At 70.6% G+C, this 25,927-nt stretch carries 20 protein-coding genes; 16 read left to right on the forward strand and 4 right to left on the reverse strand.

The features are described from left to right. Positions 1-33 precede the first annotated feature (33 nt). From secD to WBK31_RS07940, 4 genes are all read left to right on the forward strand, one after another. Positions 34-1,860 carry a protein translocase subunit SecD gene (gene secD / locus WBK31_RS07925; RefSeq protein ID WP_364065990.1) on the forward strand — a complete coding sequence of 609 codons (1,827 nt, stop codon included), beginning with the start codon at positions 34-36 and terminating at the stop codon, positions 1,858-1,860. A gap of 1 nt (position 1,861) precedes the next feature. Next, a complete protein-coding gene (secF, locus tag WBK31_RS07930) occupies positions 1,862-2,851 on the forward strand; it encodes a protein translocase subunit SecF (protein WP_364065987.1) in 990 nt (329 codons plus the stop codon). Between the two features lie 168 nt (positions 2,852-3,019). Then, positions 3,020-3,538 (forward strand): adenine phosphoribosyltransferase, encoded by a 519-nt coding sequence (locus WBK31_RS07935; RefSeq protein ID WP_364065985.1) that lies wholly within the window; start codon positions 3,020-3,022, stop codon positions 3,536-3,538. Between the two features lie 187 nt (positions 3,539-3,725). Further along, a complete protein-coding gene (locus tag WBK31_RS07940) occupies positions 3,726-5,915 on the forward strand; it encodes a RelA/SpoT family protein (protein WP_406675462.1) in 2,190 nt (729 codons plus the stop codon). 115 nt (positions 5,916-6,030) lie between these two features. On the opposite strand, the gene WBK31_RS07945 is transcribed toward WBK31_RS07940, so the two are convergent. The 3 genes from WBK31_RS07945 to WBK31_RS07955 all read right to left on the reverse strand — a co-directional run bounded on the left by WBK31_RS07945 (position 6,031) and on the right by WBK31_RS07955 (position 9,513). Continuing rightward, the gene (locus tag WBK31_RS07945) at positions 6,031-7,122 is read right to left on the reverse strand and encodes a cupin domain-containing protein (RefSeq protein ID WP_364065982.1); all 1,092 of its coding nucleotides are present in this window, start codon (positions 7,120-7,122) and stop codon (positions 6,031-6,033) included. A gap of 232 nt (positions 7,123-7,354) precedes the next feature. Then, the gene (locus WBK31_RS07950) at positions 7,355-8,584 is read right to left on the reverse strand and encodes a DUF349 domain-containing protein (protein WP_364065980.1); all 1,230 of its coding nucleotides are present in this window, start codon (positions 8,582-8,584) and stop codon (positions 7,355-7,357) included. 62 nt (positions 8,585-8,646) lie between these two features. Next, positions 8,647-9,513 carry a peptidylprolyl isomerase gene (locus tag WBK31_RS07955; protein ID WP_364065977.1) on the reverse strand — a complete coding sequence of 289 codons (867 nt, stop codon included), beginning with the start codon at positions 9,511-9,513 and terminating at the stop codon, positions 8,647-8,649. A 138-nt stretch (positions 9,514-9,651) separates the two neighbouring features. Here WBK31_RS07955 and WBK31_RS07960 point away from each other — a divergent pair, with 138 nt between their 5' ends. From WBK31_RS07960 to aspS, 3 genes are read left to right on the forward strand one after another with little or no spacing between them, the layout of a single operon-like run. Further along, positions 9,652-10,332: an MBL fold metallo-hydrolase gene (locus tag WBK31_RS07960; protein ID WP_406674559.1), complete on the forward strand. Its 681-nt coding sequence runs from the start codon at positions 9,652-9,654 to the stop codon at positions 10,330-10,332. Then, positions 10,332-11,594: a histidine--tRNA ligase gene (gene hisS / locus WBK31_RS07965; RefSeq protein WP_364065971.1), complete on the forward strand. Its 1,263-nt coding sequence runs from the start codon at positions 10,332-10,334 to the stop codon at positions 11,592-11,594. The genes WBK31_RS07960 and hisS overlap by 1 nt, the downstream gene beginning before the upstream one ends. A 55-nt stretch (positions 11,595-11,649) precedes the next feature. Continuing rightward, a complete protein-coding gene (gene aspS, locus WBK31_RS07970; protein ID WP_364065968.1) occupies positions 11,650-13,380 on the forward strand; it encodes an aspartate--tRNA ligase in 1,731 nt (576 codons plus the stop codon). A gap of 165 nt (positions 13,381-13,545) precedes the next feature. On the opposite strand, the gene WBK31_RS07975 is transcribed toward aspS, so the two are convergent. Next, positions 13,546-14,448, reverse strand: coding sequence for a peptidylprolyl isomerase (locus tag WBK31_RS07975; protein WP_364070421.1), 903 nt, complete (start codon positions 14,446-14,448; stop codon positions 13,546-13,548). A 342-nt stretch (positions 14,449-14,790) separates the two neighbouring features. On the opposite strand from WBK31_RS07975, the gene WBK31_RS07980 reads away from it, so the two are divergent. The 9 genes from WBK31_RS07980 to WBK31_RS08020 all read left to right on the forward strand — a co-directional run bounded on the left by WBK31_RS07980 (position 14,791) and on the right by WBK31_RS08020 (position 25,833). After that, complete coding sequence (locus tag WBK31_RS07980; protein ID WP_364070418.1) at positions 14,791-16,092, forward strand: replication-associated recombination protein A; 1,302 nt, start codon at positions 14,791-14,793, stop codon at positions 16,090-16,092. A 75-nt stretch (positions 16,093-16,167) separates the two neighbouring features. After that, the gene (locus WBK31_RS07985) at positions 16,168-17,034 is read left to right on the forward strand and encodes an oxygenase MpaB family protein (RefSeq protein WP_364070416.1); all 867 of its coding nucleotides are present in this window, start codon (positions 16,168-16,170) and stop codon (positions 17,032-17,034) included. Between the two features lie 85 nt (positions 17,035-17,119). After that, positions 17,120-17,557: a DUF948 domain-containing protein gene (locus WBK31_RS07990; RefSeq protein ID WP_364070413.1), complete on the forward strand. Its 438-nt coding sequence runs from the start codon at positions 17,120-17,122 to the stop codon at positions 17,555-17,557. 8 nt (positions 17,558-17,565) lie between these two features. Next, positions 17,566-17,784 (forward strand): hypothetical protein, encoded by a 219-nt coding sequence (locus WBK31_RS07995; RefSeq protein WP_364070411.1) that lies wholly within the window; start codon positions 17,566-17,568, stop codon positions 17,782-17,784. A 133-nt stretch (positions 17,785-17,917) separates the two neighbouring features. Beyond that, on the forward strand, positions 17,918-20,590 hold the full coding sequence (gene alaS, locus WBK31_RS08000) for an alanine--tRNA ligase (protein ID WP_364070409.1): 2,673 nt from the start codon (positions 17,918-17,920) through the stop codon (positions 20,588-20,590). Position 20,591: 1 nt separating this feature from the next. Beyond that, complete coding sequence (gene ruvX, locus WBK31_RS08005; protein WP_364070407.1) at positions 20,592-21,071, forward strand: Holliday junction resolvase RuvX; 480 nt, start codon at positions 20,592-20,594, stop codon at positions 21,069-21,071. A gap of 742 nt (positions 21,072-21,813) precedes the next feature. Continuing rightward, positions 21,814-23,019, forward strand: coding sequence for an endolytic transglycosylase MltG (mltG, locus tag WBK31_RS08010; protein ID WP_406674560.1), 1,206 nt, complete (start codon positions 21,814-21,816; stop codon positions 23,017-23,019). Positions 23,020-23,230: 211 nt separating this feature from the next. Further along, positions 23,231-24,388, forward strand: a complete 1,158-nt coding sequence (gene mltG, locus WBK31_RS08015; protein ID WP_364070401.1) for an endolytic transglycosylase MltG — start codon at positions 23,231-23,233, stop codon at positions 24,386-24,388. Positions 24,389-24,957: 569 nt separating this feature from the next. Next, positions 24,958-25,833 (forward strand): shikimate dehydrogenase, encoded by an 876-nt coding sequence (locus WBK31_RS08020; RefSeq protein WP_406674561.1) that lies wholly within the window; start codon positions 24,958-24,960, stop codon positions 25,831-25,833. The last annotated feature ends 94 nt before the right edge of the window (positions 25,834-25,927 follow it).

Below are 25,927 nucleotides of genomic sequence, written 5' to 3' on the forward strand. Positions count from 1 at the left end.
AGCCGCCACAGCCGACCGGGGCGAACGCTCCTCGTGCTGCTGGCACTCATCCTCGCCCTGGGCGGGACGATGTTCCTGCAGAAGGCGTACACGCCCAAGCTGGGGCTCGACCTAGCGGGCGGCACGACGGTGACCTTGTCCCCGGTGACCCAGAACAACGCGGCGCCGCCCGATGAGATCCTCGACCGGGCGGTCAACATCATCCGCGACCGGGTCAACGGCACAGGCATCTCCGACGCCGAGGTCGCCAAGTCCGGCGACAACATCATCATCTCCATCCCGGGCGTGGGCCAGGACGAGGCCATCAAACTGGTCGCGACGACCGCGGAGCTGCGCTTCCGCCAGGTGCTGGCCATGGAGGCCACGCAGCCGCCCGCCGACCTGGCCACGAACCCGCCGACGCCCAGCCCGTCCGGCAGCCCCTCGGCTCAGCCGAGCGGCAAGCAGTCCGCCAGGCCGTCGCAGTCGGCCGCCACCCCGAGCGCGTCCCCGACCGGCAAGGCGCTTTCGTCCGCACTGCTGTCCCCCACGACGGCCCCGTCGGCGGGTGCGCCACGGGGATCCACGGAGTCCGGTGACGGGCAAAAGGACGGACAGTCGGCCCAAGGCGATGACCAAGCCCGGCAACAGGACCCCGGCGAGCAGGACAACGGCGACGCCAAGGCGCAGAACACCAGGGCGCAGAACACCAGGGGCCAGAACGCCAAGGCCACGCCGTCGGCCTCCCCGACCGCGAGCACGCCGGCCATCACGAACCCGAACATCGACACCACGGGCATCGACCCGCAGGTGCTCGAGCAGTTCAACAAGCTCGACTGCGCCGACCCGGCCAACCGCGGCCAGGGCGTCCAGGACGACCCCAACAAGCAGTACGCCGCGTGTGAGAGCGACGGCAGCTTCAAGTACGTCCTCGACGTCGCCAAGGTCGTCGGCACCGACATCGACACCGCCTCCGCGGGCGTCCGCCAGGGCACCACCGAGTGGGTCGTCCAGCTCGACTTCAAGAGCAAGGGCGCCGGCGAGTGGAGCAAGCTCACCACCGCCGCCTACAACTCGCCCGAGCCGCGCAACAAGGTCGCGGTCGTGCTCGACGGCGTGGTCATCACCGCCCCCAACATCATCAGCCCGATCCCGGGCGGCCGTGCGGAGATCACCGGCGGCTTCGACCAGGCCAGCGCCACCACCCTGGCCGACCAGCTCAAGTACGGCGCGCTGCCGCTGAAGTTCAACCGCAGCTCCGTCGACACCGTCTCCTCGACGCTCGGCCAGGACCAGCTCGAGGGCGGTCTCATCGCCGGCCTCATCGGCCTGGTGCTGGTGGTCATCTACAGCATGCTCTACTACCGGGGCCTGGGCATCGTGGCGGTGCTGAGCCTCGTGGTGGCGACGATCCTGACGTACACGGCGGTGGTCGTGCTCGGCCACAACGCGAACTTCCGGCTCTCCCTGCCGCACATCATCGGTCTGGTGGTCTCCATCGGTATCACCGCCGACTCCTTCATCGTCTACTTCGAGCGCATCCGTGACGAGATGAAGGAGGGCCGGCGCTCGCTGCGGGCGGCCGTCGAGGTGGCCTGGGTCCGCGCCCGCCGCACGATCCTGATCGCCGACGCCGTCATGTTCATCGCCGCGATCGTGCTGTACTTCCTGGCGGTGGGCGGTGTGGCCGGCTTCGCGTTCGCGATGGGCCTGACCACGCTGATCGACATCCTGGTGGTGTTCCTGTTCACCAAGCCGTTCATCGCCCTGCTGGCGCGGCTGAAGTTCTTCGCCAAGGGCCACCCGCTGTCGGGGCTCGACTCCGAGCGCATGAGCGAGGTGCCTTCCACCGGCCACAAGACCACTCCGCAGGAGGCCTGACATGGGACTGGGACGTCGCCTCTATCGCGGCGAGATCGACGTCGACTTCGTCGGCAAGTGGCGCCTGTGGTACAGCCTGTCCGGCCTGCTGCTCGCGGTGTCGCTGGCCGGTCTCATCCTCCACGGCCTCAACCTGGGCGTGGAGTTCAAGGGCGGGACGATCTTCTCGTTCAAGGCCCAGCACGCCACCGTCGAGCAGGTGCGCGCCACCGTCCAGGACCAGGGCGCGCACCAGGTGATCGTCCAGCAGGCCGGTGAGAACGGCTGGCGGGCGACCACCGAAAGCCTGGAGGAGAGCACGCGCTCGCAGGTGCAGAGCGCGATCGCGAAGGACTTCAACGTCCCGACCGATCAGGTCAGCATCCAGGCCATCGGCCCGTCCTGGGGCGGTGAGGTGTCGCAGAAGGCGTGGATCGGCCTGGCCGTGTTCATGCTGGCGATCATCTTGTACCTGTCGATGGCGTTCGAGCCGAAGATGGCCTTCGCCGCGATCGTCGCGCTCTTCCACGACCTCGTCATCACGGCCGGCATCTACGCCTGGTCGGGCTTCGAGGTCACCCCGGCCACTCTGCTGGGCTTCCTGACCATCCTCGGTTACTCGCTCTACGACGCGGTCGTGGTGTTCGACATGATCAAGGAGGTCACGGCCAAGCTGGGCCACACCTCGAAGCAGACGTACTCGATGGCGGCCAACGACGCGCTCAACCACACGCTGATCCGGTCGCTCAACACCTCGCTGGTCGCGATCCTGCCGGTGGCGGCGATCCTGTTCATCGGCACCACGCTGCTCGGCGCGGGCACGCTGAAGGACCTGTCGCTCGCCCTGTTCGTCGGCATGATCGTCGGTACGTACTCCTCGCTGTGCGTCGCCACGCCGCTGCTGGTGACGCTGAAGGAGCGCGAGCCGAAGTACCAGGCCATCGCCAAGCGCCTGGCCTCCACCGGAGGCGGCAAGAAGGGCCACAAAAGCGCGGCCGTAGCCAAGAGCTAGCCGTCCGGCACGACGGGCTCACGAGCGCCCTCGCCCCTTGCAGGGGCGGGGGCGCTTCCGTTCGTCCGGCCGCGGGTCAGGCGGGCTTCTGAGCGCTCCGGGTACGTGTCATGGCCCGATATGCACCATCATGGAGCGCGGCACACGGCCCGGTGAGAAAGGACGACCATGACGGAGCTGCGCACGATGATCCTGGACCGGATCAGGGACGTGCCGGACTACCCCAAGCCGGGGGTCCTGTTCAAGGACATCACCCCGCTGCTCGCCGACCCGGTGGCGATGGCGGCCGTGGTGGACGAGCTCGCCGGGCTGCACCAGGTGGACAAGATCGTGGGCATCGAGGCGCGCGGCTTCATCCTCGCCGCTCCGGTGGCCTACCGGGCGGGCGCCGGGTTCGTGCCGGTGCGCAAGAAGGGGAAACTGCCCGCCGCCACGCTCGAGGAGTCCTACGATCTGGAGTACGGCTCCGCGGTCATCGAGGTGCACCGCGACGCGTTCGCGCCCGGCGACCGGGTGCTCGTGGTCGACGACGTGCTGGCCACGGGCGGCACCGCGAAGGCCACCGTGGAGCTGGTGAGGAGGGCCGGAGCCGACGTCGTCGGCATCGCCGTGCTGATGGAGCTGGCCTTCCTCAAGGGACGCGAACGCCTCCAGGGAGAGCGGTTGCACTCCCTTGTGACCGTCTGAGCCCGCCCGCGCAGGCCCAGGTTCGCTGCCTGGATACACTGGGGGGATCTGGACTCGAACGTGAGGAGCCACTGCGTGAGGAGTCTGTGTGCCCCGTGATGTGGTCGCGCCCGACGTAACCGACTCCGGCAACGCGGAGACGCCCGGTGTGCCGTCGGTGCGCCGCAGGCGATTTGGGGGTGGGGCGATGAACCCGGTGCTGGAGCCGCTGTTCCGTACGGTCCGCGCTACGCACCCCAAGGCGGACCTGCGGTTGATCGAGCGTGCTTACGACGTGGCCGCCTATCACCATCGCGACCAGAAGCGGAAGTCGGGTGACCCCTACATCACCCACCCGCTGGCCGTCGCGACGATCCTGGCCGAGCTCGGCACCGACGACGAGACGCTGTGCGCGGCGCTGCTGCACGACACCGTCGAGGACACCGCCTACTCACTCGACGAGCTGCGGGGCGACTTCGGCGACACGATCGCGTCCCTGGTCGACGGCGTCACCAAGCTCGACAAGGTCAAGTTCGGCGACGCCGCGCAGGCCGAGACCGTGCGCAAGATGGTCGTGGCGATGTCGCGCGACATCCGCGTACTGATCATCAAGCTGGCCGACCGGCTGCACAACATGCGCACGATGCGCTACCTCCCCGAGCACAAGCGCCACCAGAAGTCGCGCGAGACGCTGGAGATCTTCGCCCCGCTCGCCCACCGCCTGGGCATGAACACGATCAAGTGGGAGCTCGAAGACCTGGCCTTCGCCATGCTCTACCCCAAGCGCTACGACGAGATCGCGCGCATGGTGTCGGAGCGGGCGCCGCGCCGCGACCTGTTCCTGCAGGAGGTCATCGAGAAGGTCTCCGGCGACCTGCGCGAGGCGAAGATCCGCGCGGTCGTCAAGGGCCTGCCGAAGCACTACTACTCGGTCTACCAGAAGATGATCGCCCGCGATGTCGCCTTCGACGACATCTACGACCTTGTGGGCATCCGCGTGCTGGTCGACTCCGTACGCGACTGCTATGCCGCGCTCGGCACCATCCACGCCCGGTGGAACCCGGTGCCAGGCCGGTTCAAAGACTACATCGCGATGCCCAAGTTCAACATGTACCAGTCGCTGCACACCACGGTGATCGGTCCCGAGGGCAAGCCGGTGGAGCTGCAGATCCGCACCCACGCGATGCACCACAGGGCCGAGTACGGCGTGGCCGCGCACTGGAAGTACAAGGAGGAGGTCGGCTCCGGGCCCACGGGCAAGGTCAAGCCGGGCAGCGACATGGCCTGGCTGCGCCAGCTCCTCGACTGGCAGAAGGAGACCTCCGACCCGGGCGAGTTCCTGGAGTCGCTGCGCTTCGACCTGTCGGTCTCCGAGGTCTACGTCTTCACCCCCAAGGGCCAGGTCATCGCGCTGCCCGAGGGCGCCACGCCGGTCGACTTCGCCTACGCGGTGCACACCGAGGTGGGCCACCGCTGCATCGGCGCCCGCGTCAACGGGCGGCTGGTGCCGCTGGAGTCGCGGCTCGGCAACGGCGACACCGTCGAGATCTTCACCTCCAAGTCGCCGGATGCGGGGCCGTCGCGCGACTGGCTGAAGTTCGTCAAGTCGGGCCGGGCCCGTAACAAGATCCGGCAGTGGTTCTCGAAGGAGCGCCGCGAGACCGCGATCGAGGCGGGCAAGGAGGCCATCGGCCGGGCCATGCGCAAGCAGGGCCTGCCGCTGCAAAGGCTGATGTCCGGCGAGGCGCTGCTGGCGCTGGCCCGCGACCTGCGCTACCCCGACGTCTCCGCGCTGTATGCGGCGGTGGGGGAGGGCCACATCGCGGCCCAGGCCGTGGTGCAGAAGCTGGTGGCCTCGATCGGCGGCGTCGACAGCGCCGAAGAGGACATCGCCGAGACCTCGCTGCCCACCCGGCTGCGCGGCCGCCCGCGCGGCGGTGGCGGCGCCGGCGTGGTGGTGGCGGGCGACGCCGACGTCTGGGTACGCCTGTCGAAGTGCTGCACGCCCGTGCCCGGCGACGAGATCGTCGGCTTCGTCACCCGCGGCCACGGCGTGTCGGTCCACCGCAGCGACTGCACCAACGTCCAGCAGCTGCGGGCGCAGCCCGACCGGCTGGTCGAGGTGAGCTGGTCGCCGAGCGACGACAGCGTGTTCCTGGTGGCCATCCAGGTCGAGGCGCTCGACCGGCCCCGGCTGCTGTCCGACGTCACCCGCACGCTGTCCGACCAGCACGTCAACATCCTCAGCGCCTCGGTCACGACCTCGCGCGACCGGGTGGCGATCAGCAAGTTCACCTTCGAGATGGGCGACCCCAAGCACCTGGGCCACGTGCTCAAGGCGGTGCGCAGCATCCAGGGCGTCTTCGACGTCTACCGGGTGAGCGGCGCCGGCAACTGACGGCCTCGCCGGGCGGCGTGCCGAGGCGCGCGGCGGCCGGCCGGGCGCGTGGCCTTCGCCGGCGAGCGCGCCGCCTTCCGCCGGGGCCGGCCGTCCAGGGTGCGCGTACCGGGGGTCAGCGGGCGTGCAGGCCGGGCAGGTTGACCACGATCGCCTCCTGCGTGCTGCGCGCGATCACCACCACCGCCTCCTGCGCGGGGTCGGGGTTCTCCTCGCGGTGCGGAACGTACGGCGGCACGAACACGTAGTCGCCGGGCCGCGCGTCGATGCGCCGCTCCCTGCCGTCCTCAAGGAACACGAACGACGGCGTGCCGGAGACGACGTAGATGCCGGTCTCGGAGGCCCCGTGGTGGTGGTCGGAGGAACGGGTGGCGGGCGGGACGTGCGTCTGCCCCATCCACAGCCGCGACGAGCCGGTGGTGGCGCCGCTGACGGCGGCGAGCCTGCGCATGCCCGCGCTCTGCGCCGTCTCGCCCGAGAGCTCTCCTGCGGGCACGTGACGCAGGGTCTGGTGGAACGGGTCACCCTGGGCCCGGTAACCCTCCCAGAGGCGCCCTCCGGCCCGTTCGAGCACGCCTGAGGCGACCGCGGTCAGCTTCTCCGGGTCGTCGTGCACCTTCAGCAGCTCGTCGGCCAGCTCAGGGTCGTGGGCGCGCAGCTCGCGCAGCAGCCACTTGCCGGTGCCCTGCCACCTGCCCGCCAGCCCGAGCGCCGTGACCGCGGTGGCCTGCACGAGCTCCCAGGAGATGAACGCACGCTCGCCGGGATCGGTGGCGCCCGCGAGGTCGTCGAGCAGGTCCGACAGCACGTAGCGGGCCCGCTCCGACTGGTCGGCACGCTGCCCGCCGGGGCCGGCCGAGACCCGCTCGCCCAGCTCCGCCTGCAGGTCGCTGGCCCGGCCGCCGGTCCTGTCGGTCAGCACCGCGCCCTCGGAGCAGATGCGGGCGAGCGTCGGCTTGCGCACCGCGAAGTCCCGCTCGATGTAGGCCGTCAGGCTGGTCTCGCTGTGCACGAACAGCTCGATCGGCCATTCACGCCAGCGCAGGCTCTCGCGATAGGGACGGTCGAGGCCGTCGAGCACCACGATGATGTCCAGATCGGAGGTGCTGGTGCGGCGCTCGGTGAGCACGCTGCCGCCGACGAAGGCGTACAGGGCGCCGGGGAACGTCTCCTCGACGAAGGCGCGCGCGGCGGTCACGGGATCCATGCCGCACAGCCTAGATCGCGGGCCCCGTCGCACGCCGCCCGATTCGGCGACGGCGGCCCGCATGAAGGCCCGCGATGAGGCCTCTCCAAGGCTCGGCGAGATCGGCGATGAGGCCCTCGCCAGGGCCTCGCGCCGGGCTCGGCCAGATCGAGTTCAGCCGGCCCCGCCAGGGCTCCGCGCCGGGCTCGGCCAGATCGAGTTCAGCCGGCCCCGCCAGGGCTCCGCGCCGGGATCAGCTGAACTCGGCCAGCGTGCGCTCCGCCTCGGCCAGCCAGGAGCGGCGTGCGGTCAGGGCCTCCTCGGTCTCCTTGATGTCCTTGACCCGGCCCGCCGCCTGCGCCTTGTCCAGGCGCTTCTCCAGCTGCTCGATGGAGGTGCGCAGCTGGTCGACGGCGCTCTGCGCGCGCGCCCTGGCCTCGGGGTTGGAGCGCTTCCACTCCGCTTCCTCGGCCTTGCGCACGGCCTCGTCCACCCGGCGCAGGCCGCCCTCGAGCCGGTCGCGCTGGTCGCGCGGCACGGGGCCGGCGGCCTCCCAGCGCTCCAGGATGCTGCGCAGGGCGGTCCTGGCCGCGCGGACGTCGGTGACCGGGAGGATCTTCTCGGCCTCGGCGAGCAGCTGCTCCTTGACCACCGCGTTGGCGGCCAGGGAGGCGTCGCGCTCGGCGAACACCGCGGAGCGGGCCTGGAAGAACTGGTCCTGGGCGGCCTTGAAGCGCGCCCACAGCTCGTCCTCGGCCTCGCGCGAGGCACGCCCCGCGCTCTTCCACTGCTGCATCAGGTCGCGGTAGATGGCCGCCGTGGGACCCCAGTCGGTGGAGTCGGCCAGCGCCTCGGCCTCGGCGACGATGCGCTCCTTGGCGGCGCGCACCTGCTCGCGCTGCTCGTCGAGCCCCGCGAAGTACGCCTTGCGCCGCTTGGCGAACGCCGTGCGCGCCGCCGACAGCCGCTTCCACAGCACGGCCTCGGTGGCCCGGTCGATGCGGTCGGCGGCCTTCCACTCCTCGACGAGCTGGCGCAGCCGTTCGCCACCCGACTTCCAGTGGGTGGTCTCCTCGGCGATGCGCTCGGCCTCGGCGACGATGCGCTCCTTGACCGCCCTGGCCTCGGCCCGCGCGCGCTCGCGGGCCGCCTTGATCTCCTCGCGGCGCTGGACCACCAGCTCGCTCAACCCGTCGAGCCTGGCCGTCAGGGCATCGAGGTCGCCGACGGCGTGGGCGTCGGCCACGGCCTCGCGCAGCTTGGCGATGCTGGCCTCGGCCTGGGCCGGAGCGAGGTCGGTGCCCCTGACGCGCTGTTCGAGGAGCTGGACCTGGCCGGCCAGCTCGTCGTACTTGCGATGGAAGTAGGCCAGTGCCTCTTCGGGTTCACCGGCCTGCCAGGAGCCGACGGCCCGTTCTCCCTCAGCCGTACGCACGTAGACGGTGCCGTCGTCGTCTACCCGGCCCCACGGGTCGGTGCTCACCGTGTCCTCCCGCACTATCCATCAGACCCTTCGGGACTACTTCGTCCCTAGTTTGTATTACGTCAGCTCTTGCCGGCGATTGTCACGTCTTTGATTTCGACGGTTTGCTTAGGTGCTCCCGTCCCGTCTCCCGAGTCGTTGATCACGCCTGCTTTGTTCACCTTGTCCAGGATGTCCAGACCCTTGGTGATCGTACCCACAGGTGTGTAATCCGGGGTGAGTCCGATGTCGCCGTAAACGAGGAAGAACTGGCTGCCCGTGGTGCCCGGCGCGGAGGTTTTGGCCATCGCCATCACACCGCGCTTGTACTGGGCTCCTTCGAGGTTCTCCTCGGCCATGCGGTAACCGGGACCACCGGATCCGTCCTGGCTCTTGCCGTCGGCCTTGGCGGTCGGGTCACCGCACTGCAACATGGGGAACTGATCGTTGCCGAGCCGGTGGCACTTGCTGCCGTTGTAGTACTTCTTCTTCGCCAGGAACTCCAGCGAGTTGGTCGTGCACGGAGCCTTGGCATTGTTCAGCTCGACCACGATGTCCCCCAAATTTGTGGAGATCGTCATCTTCTTCGTGGCCGGCTCGGTCTTCACCTTCGTCGGCGGCATGCCGACGTCCTTGACCTTCCCGGAAGTGTCCTTGACGTAGTCACACGTGCCCGTGGCCGCGTCGTAAGGCTTCGGCCCCGTGCTCTCCGACGCCTGGGCCGTCTGCCCGGCGGACGCGGAGGGCGAGGCGGCCGCCTCAGTGCCAGGGTCGTTGCCCCCGAGCAACGCGACCGCGGCCACGATGCCGCCGACCACGACCACCACGCCCACCGTGGAGCCGATGATCGCGGTGCGCTTGGCCTTCTGCTCACGCTCCCGGCGGCGCTGCATCTGCCGCTCGTAGTGCTCGCGTGCCAGTTGCCTCTGCCGGTCCTTGCCCGTGGCCACCGCTTTGCCTCCCGTAGTCAATCAACTGAGGTGGGCGAATCGTATCGGCCAACGGGTGATGATTCGCAGCCCGGCGACCCGCACCGGTACCCTTCGGTTACATTCCCATTGGCTTTTCGACGAGATCACCTGAGGCAGATGCTCATCGCCGGCTTCCCCGCAGGGGCCTTCCAGACCAATTGTTACGTAGTCGCGCCCGCGGCCGGTGAGGAGTGCGTCATCGTCGACCCAGGTCAGGACGCCACGGAGGGGGTCGAGGAGCTGCTGCGCGAGCACCGGCTCAAGCCCGTCGCGGTCCTGCTCACCCACGGCCACCTCGACCACGTCTGGTCGGTGGCCCCCGTCTGCGGCGCGCGCGACGTACCCGCGTGGATCCACCCCGACGACCGCCACCTGCTGAGCGACCCGGCCGCCGGCTGGTCGCAGACCAGCGCGAACCTGTTCGGGGGCATCACGCTGAGCGAGCCCGACGACGTGCGCGAGCTGTCCGACGGCGCCGTGCTGCGGCTCGCGGGGCTCGAGCTCGTGGTCGACCACACGCCGGGCCATACCAGGGGGTCGGTGAGCTTCCGGCTGCCCCGTGACCAGATCATGTTCTCGGGCGACCTGTTGTTCGCCGGCTCCATCGGCCGCACCGATCTTCCCGGCGGCGACTACGCCACGATTCTGCGCAGCCTGGCTACCAAGTGCCTGCCGCTGCCTGACGATACGGTCGTTCTGCCGGGCCACGGACCACAAACCACGATCGGCCGCGAGCGCGCGACCAACCCATACCTGAAGGAAGCAGCGCCGCACGCCGGTCCCACACGAGGGATCTGATGAGCTTCCAAGCACCGAAAGGCACGTTCGACTGGTTGCCACCCCGCTCCGAGCGGGTTCTCGCCGTACGCGAGGCGCTGGCCGCGCCGCTGCGACTCGCCGGCTACGGCTACATCGAGACGCCGGTCTTCGAGGACACCCAGCTGTTCGCCAGGGGCGTAGGCGAGTCCACGGACATCGTCACCAAGGAGATGTACACCTTCCCCGACAAGGCGGGCCGCTCGCTGACGCTGCGCCCTGAGGGCACCGCCTCGGTCGTCCGCGCGGTGCTCCAGCACAACCTGCACGCGGGGCAGCTGCCGGTGAAGCTGTGGTACTCCGGCAGCCAGTTCCGCTACGAGCGCGCCCAGAAGGGCCGCTACCGCCACTTCTGGCAGGTCGGCGCCGAGGCGCTGGGCGCCGAGGACCCCGCGCTCGACGCCGAGCTGATCGTCCTCGCCACCCGCGGCTTCGCCTCGCTCGGGCTGAAGAACGTCCGGTTGCTGCTCAACACGCTCGGCGACAAGAACTGCCGGCCCGCCTACCGCGCCGCGCTCCAGGACTTCCTGCGCGGGCTCGACCTCGACGAGGACACGCGGGCGCGCATCGAGATCAACCCGCTGCGCGTGCTGGACGACAAGCGCCCCGAGGTGCAGGCCCAGCTCTCCGATGCCCCGCTGGTGGTCGACCACCTGTGCGAGGCGTGCAAGGCGTACCACGACGAGGTGCGCTCCCTGCTGCGCGAGGCCGGCGTCGCCTTCGAGGACGACCCCAAGCTGGTGCGGGGCCTCGACTACTACACGCGCACCACGTTCGAGTTCGTGCACGGCGGGCTCGGCTCGCAGTCGGCCGTCGGCGGCGGCGGCCGCTACGACGGGCTCAGCGAGATGCTCGGCGGGCCGCCGCTGCCCAGCGTCGGCTGGGCGCTCGGCGTCGATCGCACGTTCCTCGCCATGGAGGCCGAGGGACTGCTCGGCGACGACGCGGCACACGAGCGCGTGCAGGTGTACGGTGTCCCGCTGGGTGACGACGCCCGGCGCCGCATGTTCCTGCTCATCGACGAGCTGCGCGCGGCGGGCCTCAGCGCCGACATGGCCTTCGGCGGCAAGGGACTCAAGGGCGCGATGAAGGGCGCCGGCCGCTCCGGCGCCGCGTTCGCGCTGATCCTGGGCGAGCGTGACCTGGCCGCCGAGGCCGTGCAAGTGAAGGACCTGGCCACCGCCGAGCAGACCGAGGTGCCGCTGGCCAAGGTCGTCGACGTCTTGAAGGGGAAGGTGCAGTGACCGGCGAGCCAGGGCCGCTGCCTCCCCTCACTCATCCGTATGAAGGGAAAGTGCAGTGATCCGCACGCATACCGCCGGGTCGCTCCGCGAGGAGCACGCCGGGCAGAAGGTGACGCTCGCAGGATGGGTGGCGCGCCGCCGTGACCACGGCGGTGTCGTCTTCATCGATCTGCGCGACGCCTCCGGCTCGGCGCAGGTGGTCTTCCGCGAGGAGGACCACGCCCACGACCTGCGCGCCGAATACTGCGTGCAGGTCGTCGGCGAGGTCAGGAAGCGGCCCGAGGGCAACGAGAACCCCGAGCTGCCCACCGGCGCCATCGAGGTCGTGGCCGACAAGGTCGAGGTGCTGAGCGAGTCGGCGCCGCTGCCGTTCCCGATCGAGGGCAACGTGGGCGTGTCGGAGGAGGCGCGGCTGAAGTACCGCTACCTCGACATCCGCCGCCAGCAGGTGGCCGACGCGATGCGCATCCGCTCCAAGGCGACCTACCTCGCCAACGAGGTGATGCACGAGCTCGGGTTCGTCTACGTCGAGACGCCCACCCTGACCCGCTCCACGCCCGAGGGCGCGCGCGACTTCCTGGTGCCGGTGCGCCTGCAGCCGGGCAACTGGTACGCCCTGCCGCAGTCGCCCCAGCTGTTCAAGCAGCTCCTCCAGGTGGCCGGCCTTGAGCGCTACTACCAGCTCGCCAAGTGCTACCGCGACGAGGACCTGCGGGCCGACCGGCAGCCGGAGTTCACCCAGATCGACATCGAGATGTCCTTCGTCGACCAGGAGGACGTCATCGCGGTCGGCGAGAAGCTGATCGGCCGGCTGTGGAAGGAGATCGTCGGCTACGAGCTGCCCAACCCGCTGCCGCGCATGACGTACGCCGACGCGATGGCCCGCTTCGGCTCCGACAAGCCCGACCTGCGCTTCGGCCAGGAGCTCGTCGAGATGACCGACTACTTCGCGGGCACCTCCTTCCGCGTCTTCCAGGCCGACTACGTCGGCGCCGTCGTCATGCCCGGCGGGGCCTCCCAGACCCGCAAGGAGCTCGACGGCTGGCAGGAGTGGGCCCGCTCGCGCGGCGCCAAGGGCCTGGCCTACGTGCTCGTCCAGGAGGACGGCACGCTCGGCGGCCCGGTCGCGAAGAACCTCTCCGAGCAGGAGCTGTCCGGCCTCGCTGCCAAGGTCGGCGCGCAGCCGGGCGACTGCATCTTCTTCGCCGCCGGCGCCAAGAACGCCTCCCGCGAGCTGCTCGGCGCGGCCCGCCTGGAGATCGGCAGGCGCTGCAACCTGATCGACGAGTCCCAGTGGTCGTTCCTGTGGGTCGTCGACGCGCCCATGTTCGAGGAGGACGGCGAGGGCGGCTGGACGGCCGTGCACCACCCGTTCACCGGGCCGAAGCCGGAGTGGGCCGACAACTTCCAGGACCACCCGGGCGAGGCGCTCGCCTACGCCTACGACATGGTCTGCAACGGCATGGAGATCGGCGGCGGCTCGATCCGTATCCACCGGGCCGAGATGCAGCAGCGCGTCTTCGACGTCCTCGGTATCTCCAAGGAGGAGGCGGAGACCAAGTTCGGCTTTCTGCTGGAGGCGTTCAAGTACGGCCCGCCCCCGCACGGCGGCATCGCCTACGGCTGGGACCGCATCTGCATGCTGCTGGCGGGCGGCGAGTCGATCCGCGACGTCATCGCGTTCCCGAAGACGGCCTCCGGCTTCGACCCGCTGACCGGCGCGCCCACGCCGATCACGGCGGAGCAGCGCAAGGAGGCGGGCGTGGACGCCACGCCCAAGCCGTAACCGGCGGGCTCGGCGGCCAGGGCGTCCCTCGTGAGGGGCGCCCGGCCTGCAGAACGGACGACGGCCCGGGTGCCCCGCGCGGGGCACCCGGGCCGTCGCCGTGCCGGCGCAGGTTCCGACAGGGCCGTGCCGGCGCGGAGCCGGAGGGCCGCGCCGGCCCGCGGCTCAGGAGAAGGTGATGCGCTTGATGATGACCGGGTCGCGCGGCGCGGTGGTGCCGCCGTCGCCGGTGATGTCGGCCTCGTTGACGATGAGGTCGGAGCCGTCCTTGGCCAGGCCCTGCAGCATCTCCATGCCCTCGCTGACCATGCCGACGACCGAGTAGCCGGCGCCGATCTGGATGTTCTCGTCGGACAGCGAGATGGCGAACTGGCTGTTGTTCAGCCCGGCCGCGTCGCCCGGCTGCGTCATGAAGACCACGCCCTTGCCGACCGGGATGTCGATGTTCTCGTCGGCGTAGATGTAGCCCGCGGTGCCCTGGCCGTCCGTCGGGTTCTTGCCGTCGGCCTTGGCCTGCGGGTCACCGCACTGCAGCATGTGCACGCCGGAGACGTCGGGCGTGACCAGGCGGTGGCACTTCATGTTGTTGTAGAACTTCTTCTGCGACAGGAAGTGCAGCGAGTTGATCGCGCACGGAGCCGCGTCCGTCATCAGGTCCACGACGACCTTGCCGCGGTTCAGCTGGATCGTCATCTGCTGGAACTTCAGGACTCTCTTGCTCGGCCTCTTCGGCGGCAGGCCCACGAACTTGTGGGGCACCGAGTTGTCGCGCTTGTACTCGCACGTCACCGGGCCGGTCCTGGTCGGCGTCGGAGTCGGCTCGGGCAGCACCCCGGTGCTGGCGGAGGGGTCGCTCTGCGCCGTCGCCTCACCCGGATCGTTGTTGACCAAGGTGGTCGCCGCGAAGATGCCGCCCGCGACCACGACGACGGCCACGGCCGCGCCGATGAGGGTGTTCCGCCTCGCCTTGGCGGTCTGCTCGGCAGCGCGCTTCGCCTGCCGTTCCTTGTGCTCCCGCGCCAGCTCTCTCTGGCGGTCCTCTTCGCTCTGGCGGTCGTCGCCGCTCACCGCTATGTCCTCTCGTCTTTGCCAAGGTATGACCAAACAACTTCGCGAATGCTACCGGCCTTCGATATGTGGCGGACGTAAGTGACGAAAGCCGAAGCAAGCGACCTTTGGGACCTCGAACCATAAGGCCAAGCCGGTCGTAGGTGAAAGGTAGACCAAGGAGCCACCCGCCCCGCCCGCGGCGCCCTGCCCGGCCACCGCTACGGCCGGCCCGTCACGGTCGTCCTGGCGGTGCCGACGGTCGCGCCGGCCGTGGCGGGCTGCCGCGTCTTCCGGGCCGGAGACTCCGGGGGCAGGGCCGTCCGGTCATGGCGGGCGTGCCGCAGCGTGTAATCTCGCGTTGTGGATAGCCTGTTCGATTCGGCTGCCGAGGAGGCCACTCCGCAGCCGCTCGCCGTGCGCATGCGCCCCCGCACGCTCGACGAGGTCATCGGCCAGCGGCATCTGCTCGGACCCGGCACCCCGCTGCGGCGCCTGGTCGAGAGCGAGGCCCCCATGTCGCTGTTCCTGTGGGGGCCGCCCGGCACCGGCAAGACCACGCTCGCCTACGTCGTCTCCAACGTCACCAAGCGCCGCTTCGTCGAGATCTCGGCCGTCTCCGCCGGGGTCAAGGAGGTCCGCGCCGCCATCGACGCCGCGCGGCGCGAGCTCGGCATGACCGGCCGCCAGACCGTGCTCTTCGTCGACGAGGTCCACCGCTTCAACAAGGCCCAGCAGGACGCGCTGCTGCCCGCCGTGGAGAACCGCTGGGTCACCTTCATCGGCGCCACCACCGAAAACCCGTTCTTCTCGGTCATCTCGCCGCTGCTGTCGCGCTCGCTGCTGCTCACGCTGGAATCGCTGTCCGACGATGACGTACGCGCGGTGCTGCGGCGGGCCGTGTCCGACCCGCGCGGGCTCGGCGGGCGCAACACGCTCGCGCCCGAGGCGCTCGACCACCTCGTCCGCCTCGCCGGCGGCGACGCGCGGCGCTCGCTCACCTACCTGGAGGCGGCGGCGCTGCTGGCCGACGACATCACGGTCGAGGTGGTGGAGAAGGCCGTCGACAAGGCCGCCGTACGCTACGACCGGCAGGGCGACCAGCACTACGACGTCATCAGCGCGTTCATCAAGTCGATGCGCGGCTCCGACGCCGACGCGGCGCTCCACTACCTCGCCCGCATGATCGAGGCCGGCGAGGACCCGCGCTTCATCGCCCGCCGCATCGTCATCTTCGCCTCAGAGGACGTCGGCCTGGCCGACCCCACCTGCCTGCAGACCGCGGTGGCCGCCGCCCAGGCGGTGCAGCTCATCGGGCTGCCGGAGGCGCAGATCAACCTCGCGCACGCGGTCATCCACTGCGCCACCGCGCCCAAGTCCAACGCCGTCGTCAAGGCCATCGGAGCCGCGATCGGCGACGTACGCCGCGGGCTCATCGGCCAGGTGCCGAACCACCTGCGCGACGCCCACTACCCCGGGGCGGGCAAGCTGGGCCACGGCGAGGGCTACAAATACCCCCACGACTTCGAGCACGGGCTGGTGCGCCAGGACTACGCGCCCGAGCAGGTGCGCGGGCGGCGCTACTACCAGCCGACCCGCCACGGGGCCGAGGCGCCGGTGGCCGAGCGGTGGGCGAAGATCCGCGACTTCCTGCGGGGGTCGTGACCGCATCCGGTCACTTGCGCCATCGAATCATCCAAAGCCGTACTAAATCGGTGATCACCGGGAATCACGATCGTTGTGAAGGCGACCGTTACCCCCGGCGGCGGCCTTTTCGGCCCCCGATCGATCACCTGGCGCATCCACACCGAGGCGCCGGCCTGGCCGGCCGTCGTCCGCGCCGTCCAGCTCCAGGCCCTGCACCCCCGTACGATCCGCGGCATCGTGCAGAACTTCCTGCTCGACGACCAGGAGTCGGCAGGGGCCTGGCTGAAGCGCCGGCTCGGCTTCATCGCGCTGCGCGCCTTCGGCACCCGCGAGCAGGCCGAGCACGCCTGCGGGCAGGCCCGCGAGGTGCACGCCAGGCTCGTCGGCCTCGACACCGGCACCGGCACGCTGTTCCGGCTCGACGAGCCCGAGTGCCTGCGCTGGTCCCACTGCGCCGAGGTGGCCTCCCACCTGGAGATCGCCCGGCTGTCCGGGGTGCCGCTGACGCCGGGGGAGCGGGACGCGTACGTGGCCGAGCAGCGCCGCGCCGCCCGCCTCATGGGCCTCGACGACGTGCCGGGCAGCGCCGCCGAGCTGGACGACCACATCGCGCGGATGCGCCCGGGGCTGTCGGTCACCGGCGAGGCCCGCGCCGTCCTGCGCCTCCTCGTCAACCTCCGGCCGTCGCTGCGGCCTCCCGCGCTGCTCGCGCCGCCGCTCGGCCCCGGCTCGCTGCCCGCCGTGGGCGCGCTCGCGTTCGCGACGCTGCCGGGATGGGCCAGGCGGATGTACGGCTGCCCCGGCGACGCGGCGGCCCGCTACGCGGCGGCCACCGCGCTCAAGGCGCTGCGCGCGGCGGCCTCGGCCATGCCGCAACGACTGGTGGCGCCCGAGATCAGAGCCGCACGCGCCCTCATGAGAGCGGCGGCGCGGACGCCGGAAGCCGACGTGGCTGCCTGAACGGGGGAGCTTTCCGCACTAACGTTGTCACCCGAACGCGATAGGGTCTTGACGTTCCGGCCCAGCGTACGAGGGAGATGCGCGGATGCTTACCGCTGGAGAGGTCGCCGGGCTGATCGCCGCCACGGGCTGGGTGGTCCTGGTGTGCGTCATGGCCATGGTGCTCGTCAAGCTCGCCAGGCTGCTCACCGAGACCACCAAGGCGGTCTCCGACCTGAACAAGCGCCTGGCGCCGCTGCTCGACGACGTGAGCGTGACGGTCAACGAGACCAACAGGCAGCTCGTCGCCGTCGAGGCCATCGCCAAGGACGTCAAGCAGGTCAGCGGCCACGCCGCCAAGCTGAGCGCGGTCACGCAGACCATCTTCACCGGGCCGCTCATCAAGGTGTCCTCGCTGACCTACGGCGTGCGCAGGGCCATCGAGGCGCGCAGGCCGCGCCGCCCCGTACGGACTCAGCAGCGGCCCCAGGCGCAGGCGAATGGGCAGAGGGTCGCCGAGCACGCGCAGGGGCGGGCCCGATGATCCGCCGGATGTTCTACATCTCGCTCGGCGCGTTCCTCGCCTTCTGGGTGATGCGCCGGCTGCAGGCCCTGCAGCCCGACCACATCGCCCGCCGGACGGCCGACAACGCCGCGGGCATGCTCCGGCGAGTGAGAGACTTTACTTCTGACGCACTCGGCGAGGCCGCGGCGCGCGAAACCGAGTTGCGCGCCCGCTTCGGCCTCGACAAGGCTGAAGACGTCGCCTGACGGCCTCGGCCGGCGGCTACAGTGGACGGCCCGGAGTGCGGCCCCGAGCCGGTGGACCGGCGGTCACACCGGCCGTTCACGGGCTCATCGACCACCTACAACACAAGATCGACTACAGCAAAGGATGGCCACCATGGAGTCGGCAGAGATCGCGCGCCGCTTCCTGCGCTTCTTCGAGGAGCGTGGGCACACCATAGTGCCCTCGGCCAGCCTGATCGCTGAGGACCCGACGCTTCTCCTGGTCAACGCGGGTATGGTGCCGTTCAAGCCGTACTTCCTGGGGCAGCGCAGGCCTCCGGGGTCACGGCTGGCCACCGTCCAGAAGTGCGTCCGCACGCCCGACATCGACGAGGTCGGCAAGACCACCCGGCACGCGACGTTCTTCCAGATGCTGGGCAACTTCTCCTTCGGCGACTACTTCAAGGCCGAGGTGATCCCGTTCGCGTGGGAGCTGCTCACCAGGTCCGAGTCCGACGGCGGCTTCGGCTTCCCCGAGGACAGGCTGTGGGCGACGGTCTACGTCGAGGACGACGAGGCGTTCGACATCTGGCGCAACAAGGTCGGCCTGCCCGAGCACCGCATCCAGCGCCGCGGCCTGGAGGACAACTACTGGCACATGGGCGTGCCCGGCCCCGGCGGCCCCTGCTCGGAGATCTACTACGACCGCGGCCCCGAATACGGCAAGGAGGGCGGCCCGGTCGCCGACGAGGACCGCTACCTCGAGGTCTGGAACCTCGTGTTCATGCAGTACCAGCTGAGCGCGGTGCGGTCCAAGACCGACTTCGACATCTCCGGCGAGCTGCCCAGCAAGAACATCGACACCGGCATGGGCCTCGAGCGCATGGCGGCGATCCTGCAGGGCGTCGACAACATCTACGAGATCGACACCACGTACAAGATCCTCGACAAGGCGGCCGAGCTCACCAAGACCCGCTACGGCCGCGACGCGCGCGCCGACGTCAGCCTGCGGGTCGTCGCCGACCACGTCCGCACCGGCACCATGCTGGTCGCCGACGGCGTGCTGCCGGGCAACGAGGGCCGCGGCTACGTCCTGCGCCGCATCCTGCGCCGCTCGATCCGCAACCTGCGCCTGCTCGGCTCCGGCGACGAGCGCTACATGCACGAGCTGACCGACGTCGCGATCAACGTGATGGGCGAGCAGTACCCCGAGCTCAAGGCCGACGCGCCGCAAATCCACGCGGTCATCGACGCCGAGGAGGCGTCGTTCCTCGGCACGCTGCGCACCGGCACCGCGATCTTCGACGTGGCCGTGGAGGAGACCAAGCGCAAGAAGGGCACCACGATCTCCGGTGACCAGGCGTTCAAGCTCCACGACACCTACGGCTTCCCGATCGACCTGACGCTGGAGATGGCGGCCGAGCACGGCCTCAAGGTCGACGAAGAGGGCTTCCGCCGGCTGATGAAGGAGCAGCGGGCGGCGGCCAAGGCCGACGCGGCGGCGAAGAAGACCGGCAACGCCGACATCTCGGTGTTCGGCCAGCTGCTGGAGTCCGCGGGCAAGGTCGAGTTCCTCGGCTACGACGAGACCGAGACCGACACCCAGATCGTCGGCATCCTCGTCGACGGCGCGCCGGTCCCCGCGGCGGGCGCCGGCAGCACGGTCGAGGTCGTGCTGCAGCGCACCCCGTTCTACGCCGAGGGCGGTGGCCAGCTCGCCGACCAGGGCGTCATCCGCACCAGCGGGGCCGAGGTCGAGGTCGTCGACGTGCAGTCGCCGCTCAAGGGCCTCATCGTCCACCGCGGCAAGGTCCGCAGCGGCGAGCTGCGGGTCGGCGACGAGGCGCAGGCGGAGATCGACATCGAGCGCCGCCGCGCGATCTCGCGCAGCCACAGCGCCACCCACCTCGTCCACCGCGGCTTCAGGAACGCGCTCGGCGAGACGGCGGCGCAGGCCGGTTCCGAGAACTCCCCGGGCCGCTTCCGCTTCGACTTCACCGCGGCGGGCGCGGTGCCGCCGAGCGTGCTGCGCGACGTCGAGGACGAGGTCAACGCCGTGCTCATCAACGACCTCAAGGTCAACGCCTTCTACACCTCCCAGGCCGAGGCGCGGGCGATGGGCGCGCTCGCCATGTTCGGCGAGAAGTACGGCGACGAGGTCCGCGTGGTCGAGATCGGCGACTACTCCCGCGAGCTGTGCGGCGGCACCCACGTCCACAGCTCCGGCCAGCTCGGCCTGGTCAAGGTGCTGGGCGAGCAGTCGGTCGGCGCGGGCGTGCGCCGCGTCGAAGCGCTCGTCGGCCTCGACGCCTTCCGCTTCCTCGCCCGCGAGAGCGTGCTGGTCAACCAGCTCAGCGAGCAGCTCAAGGCGCGCCGCGAGGAGCTGCCCGAGCGCATCGAGGGCATCGTCACCCGGCTGCGCACCGCCGAGAAGGAGCTGGAGCGGCTCCGCTCCGCCCAGGTGCTCCAGGTGGCGGGCGACCTGGTGTCGCAGGCCCGCGACCTGCGGGGCGTCTCCGTCGTGACACACCGCGCGCCTGATGGCACCGGCGCCGATGACCTGCGTAAGCTCGCGCTTGATGTACGAGGCAGGTTCCCGGCCGACCGGCCGGCGGTCATCGTGATCGTCGGCGTCCCCTCCGACCGGCCCGTGGTGGTTGCCGCGGTGAACGAGGCGGGGCGCGAGCGGGGGCTCAAGGCCGGACAGCTGGTCGGCGTCGCCGCCAAGGCTCTTGGGGGTGGCGGTGGCGGCAAGGACGATGTCGCACAGGGCGGTGGCTCGCGGCCGGAGGCGATCGACGACGCGCTGCGCCTGGTTGACGAGGCGATCTCGGGGCAGCTCGGCTGACATGAGGTTCGGTTCACGAATCGGCGTCGACGTCGGTTCGGTGCGCATCGGCGTGGCCCGCAGCGACCCGTCAGGGCTGCTGGCCACGCCGGTCGAGACTGTCAAGCGGGGCAAGGGCGACCTCGACCGCATCGCCGCCATCGTCGCCGAGCACGAGGCGATCGAGGTCGTGGTCGGGTTGCCCACCTCGCTGTCCGGGCGCGAGGGCCAGGCCGCCGGGCTGGCGCGCGAGTTCGCCGCCAAGCTCGCCGCGCGGCTGGCGCCCACGCCCGTCCGCCTGTTCGACGAGCGGCTGACCACGGTCACCGCGCAGCACGGCCTGCGGGCCAGCGGCGTGCGGGCCAAGAAGCAGCGCGGCGTCGTCGACCAGGCGGCGGCCGTCGTGCTGTTGCAGGACGCGCTCGACTCCGAGCGCGCCACAGAAAGACCACCAGGCAGGCCCGTCGAACCGCCACGCGCGGCCGACGGACCTGCCCAATGAGCGCGCCGGCCTTCGCACCACAGCGCCGGCGGCCCTCACTTCGGACCGCTGTGACCGGCTTCCCTCTGGGCGGTCCTCCCGGCCTGTGCGGTCGCCCTGCCCGGTGCGGTCCTGCCCGGTGCGGTCGTCCTGTCCGGGGCGCGCATCCGGCGTCCTGCGCGGCCGGTGAGGTGGTCGCATGACCAGGACACCGGGCGACGAGGACGACCTCGGCGACGTGATCCCGTTCCTGCCGGAGGAGGACGAGCCCGAAAGCTCCGACCGCTCCTCCTCCGGCCACCCGCCGACACCCGGAACACGGACTGAGGCTGAAGGACCGGCCGAGGCCGGCTCGGACGCGGCTGCTGAAGGGCTGGAGCCCACGTCGCGGGCCGAGTCGGAGTTCCAGAGGCCCGCGCAGGCCCAGAAGCCCGCGCAGGCCCAGGCTGCTGCCGAGGCCGCGCGCGGCTCCGCGGCTCAGTCCGCCTTCGGGCCGGAGTCCGCTTCGGCGGCTCGTGCCGCCTCCGGTGGGACGGCCGCGCCTGGTGGGCCGCCCGCTTCAGCAGGGGAGCGGGCAGGTGCCGAGGCGCGGGAGGCTTCCGAGGGAGAGCCCGGCTCCGCGGCTCAAGCCGCTTCCGAGGCAGAGCCCGCTACGGCGGGTCAAGGCGCTTCCGGGGCAGAACCCGCTACGGCGGGTCAAGGCGCTTCCGGGGCAGAGCCCGCTACGGCGGGTCAAGCCCCTTCCGGGGCGGAGCGTGCCTCCGTGGCTCATCACGCTTCCGAGGCCACGGCTGAGGGCGAGGAGGCCGAGGGCGCGACCGAGGCGGGAGCTGAGGCCCTAACCGGAGCCGGAGACGAAAAGCCGCCCGGAAGCGGTACCGGAGGTGCGGACGAGGGCCGTTCCGCAGCCGGCGGTGAGGAGGAGCCTGGGCGGCGGAAGAAGGCGTTGCGGAAGGCCGGGTTGCTGTCGGCCGGGCTGCTTGCGGGCGTGCTGGCGCTCGGGCTGGGCGCGATCACGGTGATGAAGCCGTACCTCAGTCCCGCCGATTTCGAAGGGCCGGGCAGCGGTTCGGTGACGGTGCGGATCACGCCGGGGTCGAGCGCGTACACGATCGGCTCGGCGCTGGCCGAGGCCGGGGTGGTGGCGAGCGCGCAGTCGTTCGTACGGGCGGCGGAGGAGCGCGCGGTGACCGACCGGCTGCGGCCCGGCCACTACCGCCTGCGCAGGGGCATGGCCGCGGTGGCCGCGCTCGACCTGCTGCTCAAGCCCGGATCGCGGGTGGTGCGGCGGGTGACCGTGCCCGAGGGGCTGCGGGTCCAGGAGGTGTTCAGCCGGCTGTCCAAGCTGGCCGGGCTGCCCATCGAGGAGCTGCGCAAGGTGGACAAGGCCCTCGTCGGCCTGCCCAAGTACGCCCCGGGACTGGAGGGCTTCCTGTTCCCCGCCACGTACGAGATCGAGCCCGGTGACACCGCCGTGGACGTGCTGGCGGCGATGGTCGAGCGGTTCGCCGCCGCGGCCCGCCACGTGGGCCTCGAAGAGGGCGCGAAGCGGGTGAACCTGACACCGCTTGAGGTCGTCACGGTCGCCAGCATGATCCAGGCAGAGGGCGGCACGGACGAGGACTATCCGAAGATCGCTAGGGTGATCTACAACCGGCTGGCGAAAGGCACTCCGCTGGAGATCGACAGCACGGTGCTGTACGCGCAGAACCGGAGGACACTGAGAGTGACGGAGAGTGACACCAAGGTGGACTCTCCCTACAACACCTACCGGCATAAGGGGCTGCCCCCAGGGCCCATCGCCAACCCCGGCGAGAAGGCACTGATGGCCGCTCTGAACCCGGCTGAAGGCGATTGGCACTGGTTTGTTACCACGGATCCCGCGCATAGAATCACCAAATTCACCAACAAAGAGAGCGAGTTCGTGAGATACCGGGAAGAGTTGAACAAGAACCTCGGGACGAGCTGATGTTCGATGGGACCCGCACTGTCCCGGCGCAAATGTCCCCATATGGGGCATGCGTCCTCTTTCCGTCCCCTAGCATGGCTACCCAGAGTGATCCCCGTCGGTCGTCCTGGTGCGTCCGGCGGCTACCCCCGTTTCGCTCGGTGATACCAGCCGGTTGGGCAGATCCGCTTGACGCCTGGCGGGCAGTGCCGGGAGATTGGCCAGCGCATCTATGAACGATCTCGATCTCAACACTCTGCTCGGCCCCGAGGACGACGAAGGCTCGCCTCGGCGCCGTTCCCGGGGCGGCAGACGCGGTCGCCGCCGTCGCAGGCGCCGCAACCGCGGTGGCTTCCTCGCGCCGCTGCTGGCCTTCATCGTGCTGGCCGGCATCATCGGCGGCGGTGGCTACTACGGCTACCGCTGGATCAACGACGCTCTCGTACCCGATGACTACACCGGAGCCGGCACCGGCGAGGTGATCATCGAGATCAAGGACGGCCAGAGCGCCTCCGAGGTCGCGCAGGAGCTGGAGCGCAAGGGCGTCGTGGCCAGCGCGAGAGCGTTCACCAACGCGATCGCGAACGCGAACAAGAGCGGCTCGCTCCAGCCGGGCGAGTACAAGATGCGCAAGAAGATGGCCGCCGCCGAGGCCGTCAAGCTGCTCGACCACGACAAGCGGCTGCGCGACACCTTCACCATCGCCGAGGGCCTGCGGCTGTCGCAGACGCTCACCCAGCTCGCCGAGAAGACCGGCAGGCCGCTCAAGGACTTCAAAGCCGCGGCCAAGGACACCGAGAGCCTCGACCTGCCGAAGTACGCCAAGGGCAAGCTGGAGGGCTACGCCTTCCCGGCGACGTACGAGTTCCAGCCCAAGTCGACGGCTAAGCAGATCCTCGCGGCCATGGTGAAGAGGTTCAACCAGACGGCAGAGAAGCTCGACCTCGAAGCGGGCGCCAAGGAGCTGGGCTACACGCCGCACGAGATCATCACGATCGCGAGCATCGTGCAGGCCGAGGCGGGCCGCCAGGAGGACATGCCGAAGATCGCCCGCGTGATCTACAACCGGCTCTCGCGCAACCCGCCGATGAAGCTGTCGATGGACAGCACGGTCATGTACGCGCTGAACAAGTTCGGCACGTACGCCACCGGCGCCGACCTGAAGACCAAGTCCCGGTACAACACCTACGAGTACCTGGGGCTGCCGCCAGGGCCCATCTCCAACCCCGGCGACCACGCCATCGAGGCGGCGCTCAACCCGGCCAAGGGGCAGTGGCTGTTCTTCGTGGCCACCGACCCCAAGAGCCAGGTCACCGAGTTCGCCGAGACCGAGACCGAGCACCAGGCGCTGGTCGCCAAGTGCAGGGCGAACGGCGGCTGCGGCGGCTGACCCGGCCGTTCACTTACGGACGGCCGAAGGCCGGGTCGTTCACCTCCGGGCACCCGCCCGCGCACCCCACGGGACGCGCGGGCAGGCGCCCGGAGACGGGCCTTCCGGCACTCGTGCGTTTCACGGGACGCGCCGGCGTGCTTGGAGGCGGCTCTCTTGGCGCTCGCGTGTTTCACGGGACGCGTCGGTGCGGCCCGGGGCGGCCTCCCGTCGCTCGCGCACTCCACGCGGCGCGCGGATGCCCGAAGCGGCCCTCCTGCGGGCGCGCGCTAGAAGGCGGCGCGAGCGGTCGGGGTGTGCCGGACGTCTCGCGGGCGGTGCCTGGATCCGCGGCCAGGTGCGGCTCGGCATGATCCGGCGCGGTCCGACGAGCTGTGCGGGCGGTGGCCGGATGTGCGGTCCGGGGCGGCTCGGCACGATGCGACGCGGTCCGACGAGCTGTGCGGGCGGTACCTGAAGCGGCGGTCCGGGGCGGCTCGGCACGGGTGCTCCAGGGCAGGGCGACGTGGTGCCTCCGGGTGGCCGCCGGACGGCGGTAGGGTGCTGCCTGGTTGGAAAGGACGTGCGTGATGCGAGCTGCCGTGATGGGGTCGCCCATCGGCCATTCGCTCTCGCCCCACCTGCACCGGGCCGCCTACCGGGCGATGGGGCTCGACGGGTGGAGCTACGAGGCGTTCGAGTGTGACGAGGAACGACTGCCGGGCCTGCTGGCCGAGCTGACCCCCGTACGCGGGCAGGGCGGCGGCGACGACCGAGCCTGGGCGGGGCTGTCGCTCACGATGCCGCTCAAGCGGGCCGTGCTGCCCCTGCTCGACACGGTCTCCGACCTGGCCGTCGAGGTCGGCGGGGCCAACACGGTGGTCTTCCGCGACGGGCGGCGCCACGGCGACAACACCGACGTCTACGGCATCGAGCGGGCGCTGGCCGAGGCCGGGGTGCCCGCGCCGCGCTCGGCGACCGTGCTGGGCGGCGGCGCGACGGCGGCCTCCGCGCTGGCGGCGCTGCGCGGCCTGGGGCTCTACTCCGCGACGCTGCTCGTCCGCGATCCCGCGAGGGCGGGGGAGACCGCCGCGGTGGCCGAGCGGCTCGGCGTGGCGCTGGCGGTGGAGACGTTCGCCAAGCTCGACGCGTGCATCGAGGTCGATCTGGTGATCTCCACGCTGCCGGGCGGCGCGGCCGACGCCTACGCGAGCCGGCTGGCGCGCGTGCCGGCCCTGTTCGACGTGGTGTACGCGCCCTGGCCCACCGCCGCGGCGACGGCCGTGCGCGACGCGGGCGGCATCGTGATCGGAGGCTTCGAGATGCTGCTGCACCAGGCGGTGCGGCAGGTGGAGCTGATGACCGGGATGACCGATGTGCCGGTCGAGGCCATGCGTGCCGCGGGAGAGGCCGAGCTGCGCCGCCGCCAGGAGGCCGCCGCGCATGCGGACGGCCCGGCGGGATGATTCGAGAACGCTCCGGCGTTGTGGTAGTGTAGCTCTCTGATCGGTCCGGCATGCCTTGCTGGACGCGCAAGCGGAGGTCTCCCTCCCACCTGAG

It is taken from the genome of Nonomuraea sp. N2-4H (genome assembly GCF_045291505.1).
Classification (GTDB): domain Bacteria; phylum Actinomycetota; class Actinomycetes; order Streptosporangiales; family Streptosporangiaceae; genus Nonomuraea; species Nonomuraea fastidiosa.

Excerpts from the sequence above, each read along its gene's own strand:
- secF (WP_364065987.1), top strand. The coding sequence starts at position 1,862 with ATGGGACTGGGACGTCGCCTCTATCGCGGCGAGATCGACGTCGACTTC.
- WBK31_RS07935 (WP_364065985.1), top strand. The coding sequence starts at position 3,020 with ATGACGGAGCTGCGCACGATGATCCTGGACCGGATCAGGGACGTGCCG.
- WBK31_RS07940 (WP_406675462.1), top strand. The coding sequence starts at position 3,726 with ATGAACCCGGTGCTGGAGCCGCTGTTCCGTACGGTCCGCGCTACGCAC.
- WBK31_RS07945 (WP_364065982.1), bottom strand. The coding sequence starts at position 7,122 with ATGGATCCCGTGACCGCCGCGCGCGCCTTCGTCGAGGAGACGTTCCCC.
- WBK31_RS07960 (WP_406674559.1), top strand. The coding sequence starts at position 9,652 with ATGCTCATCGCCGGCTTCCCCGCAGGGGCCTTCCAGACCAATTGTTAC.
- hisS (WP_364065971.1), top strand. The coding sequence starts at position 10,332 with ATGAGCTTCCAAGCACCGAAAGGCACGTTCGACTGGTTGCCACCCCGC.
- WBK31_RS07990 (WP_364070413.1), top strand. The coding sequence starts at position 17,120 with ATGCTTACCGCTGGAGAGGTCGCCGGGCTGATCGCCGCCACGGGCTGG.
- WBK31_RS07995 (WP_364070411.1), top strand. The coding sequence starts at position 17,566 with ATGTTCTACATCTCGCTCGGCGCGTTCCTCGCCTTCTGGGTGATGCGC.
- alaS (WP_364070409.1), top strand. The coding sequence starts at position 17,918 with ATGGAGTCGGCAGAGATCGCGCGCCGCTTCCTGCGCTTCTTCGAGGAG.
- ruvX (WP_364070407.1), top strand. The coding sequence starts at position 20,592 with ATGAGGTTCGGTTCACGAATCGGCGTCGACGTCGGTTCGGTGCGCATC.
- mltG (WP_364070401.1), top strand. The coding sequence starts at position 23,231 with ATGAACGATCTCGATCTCAACACTCTGCTCGGCCCCGAGGACGACGAA.
- WBK31_RS08020 (WP_406674561.1), top strand. The coding sequence starts at position 24,958 with ATGCGAGCTGCCGTGATGGGGTCGCCCATCGGCCATTCGCTCTCGCCC.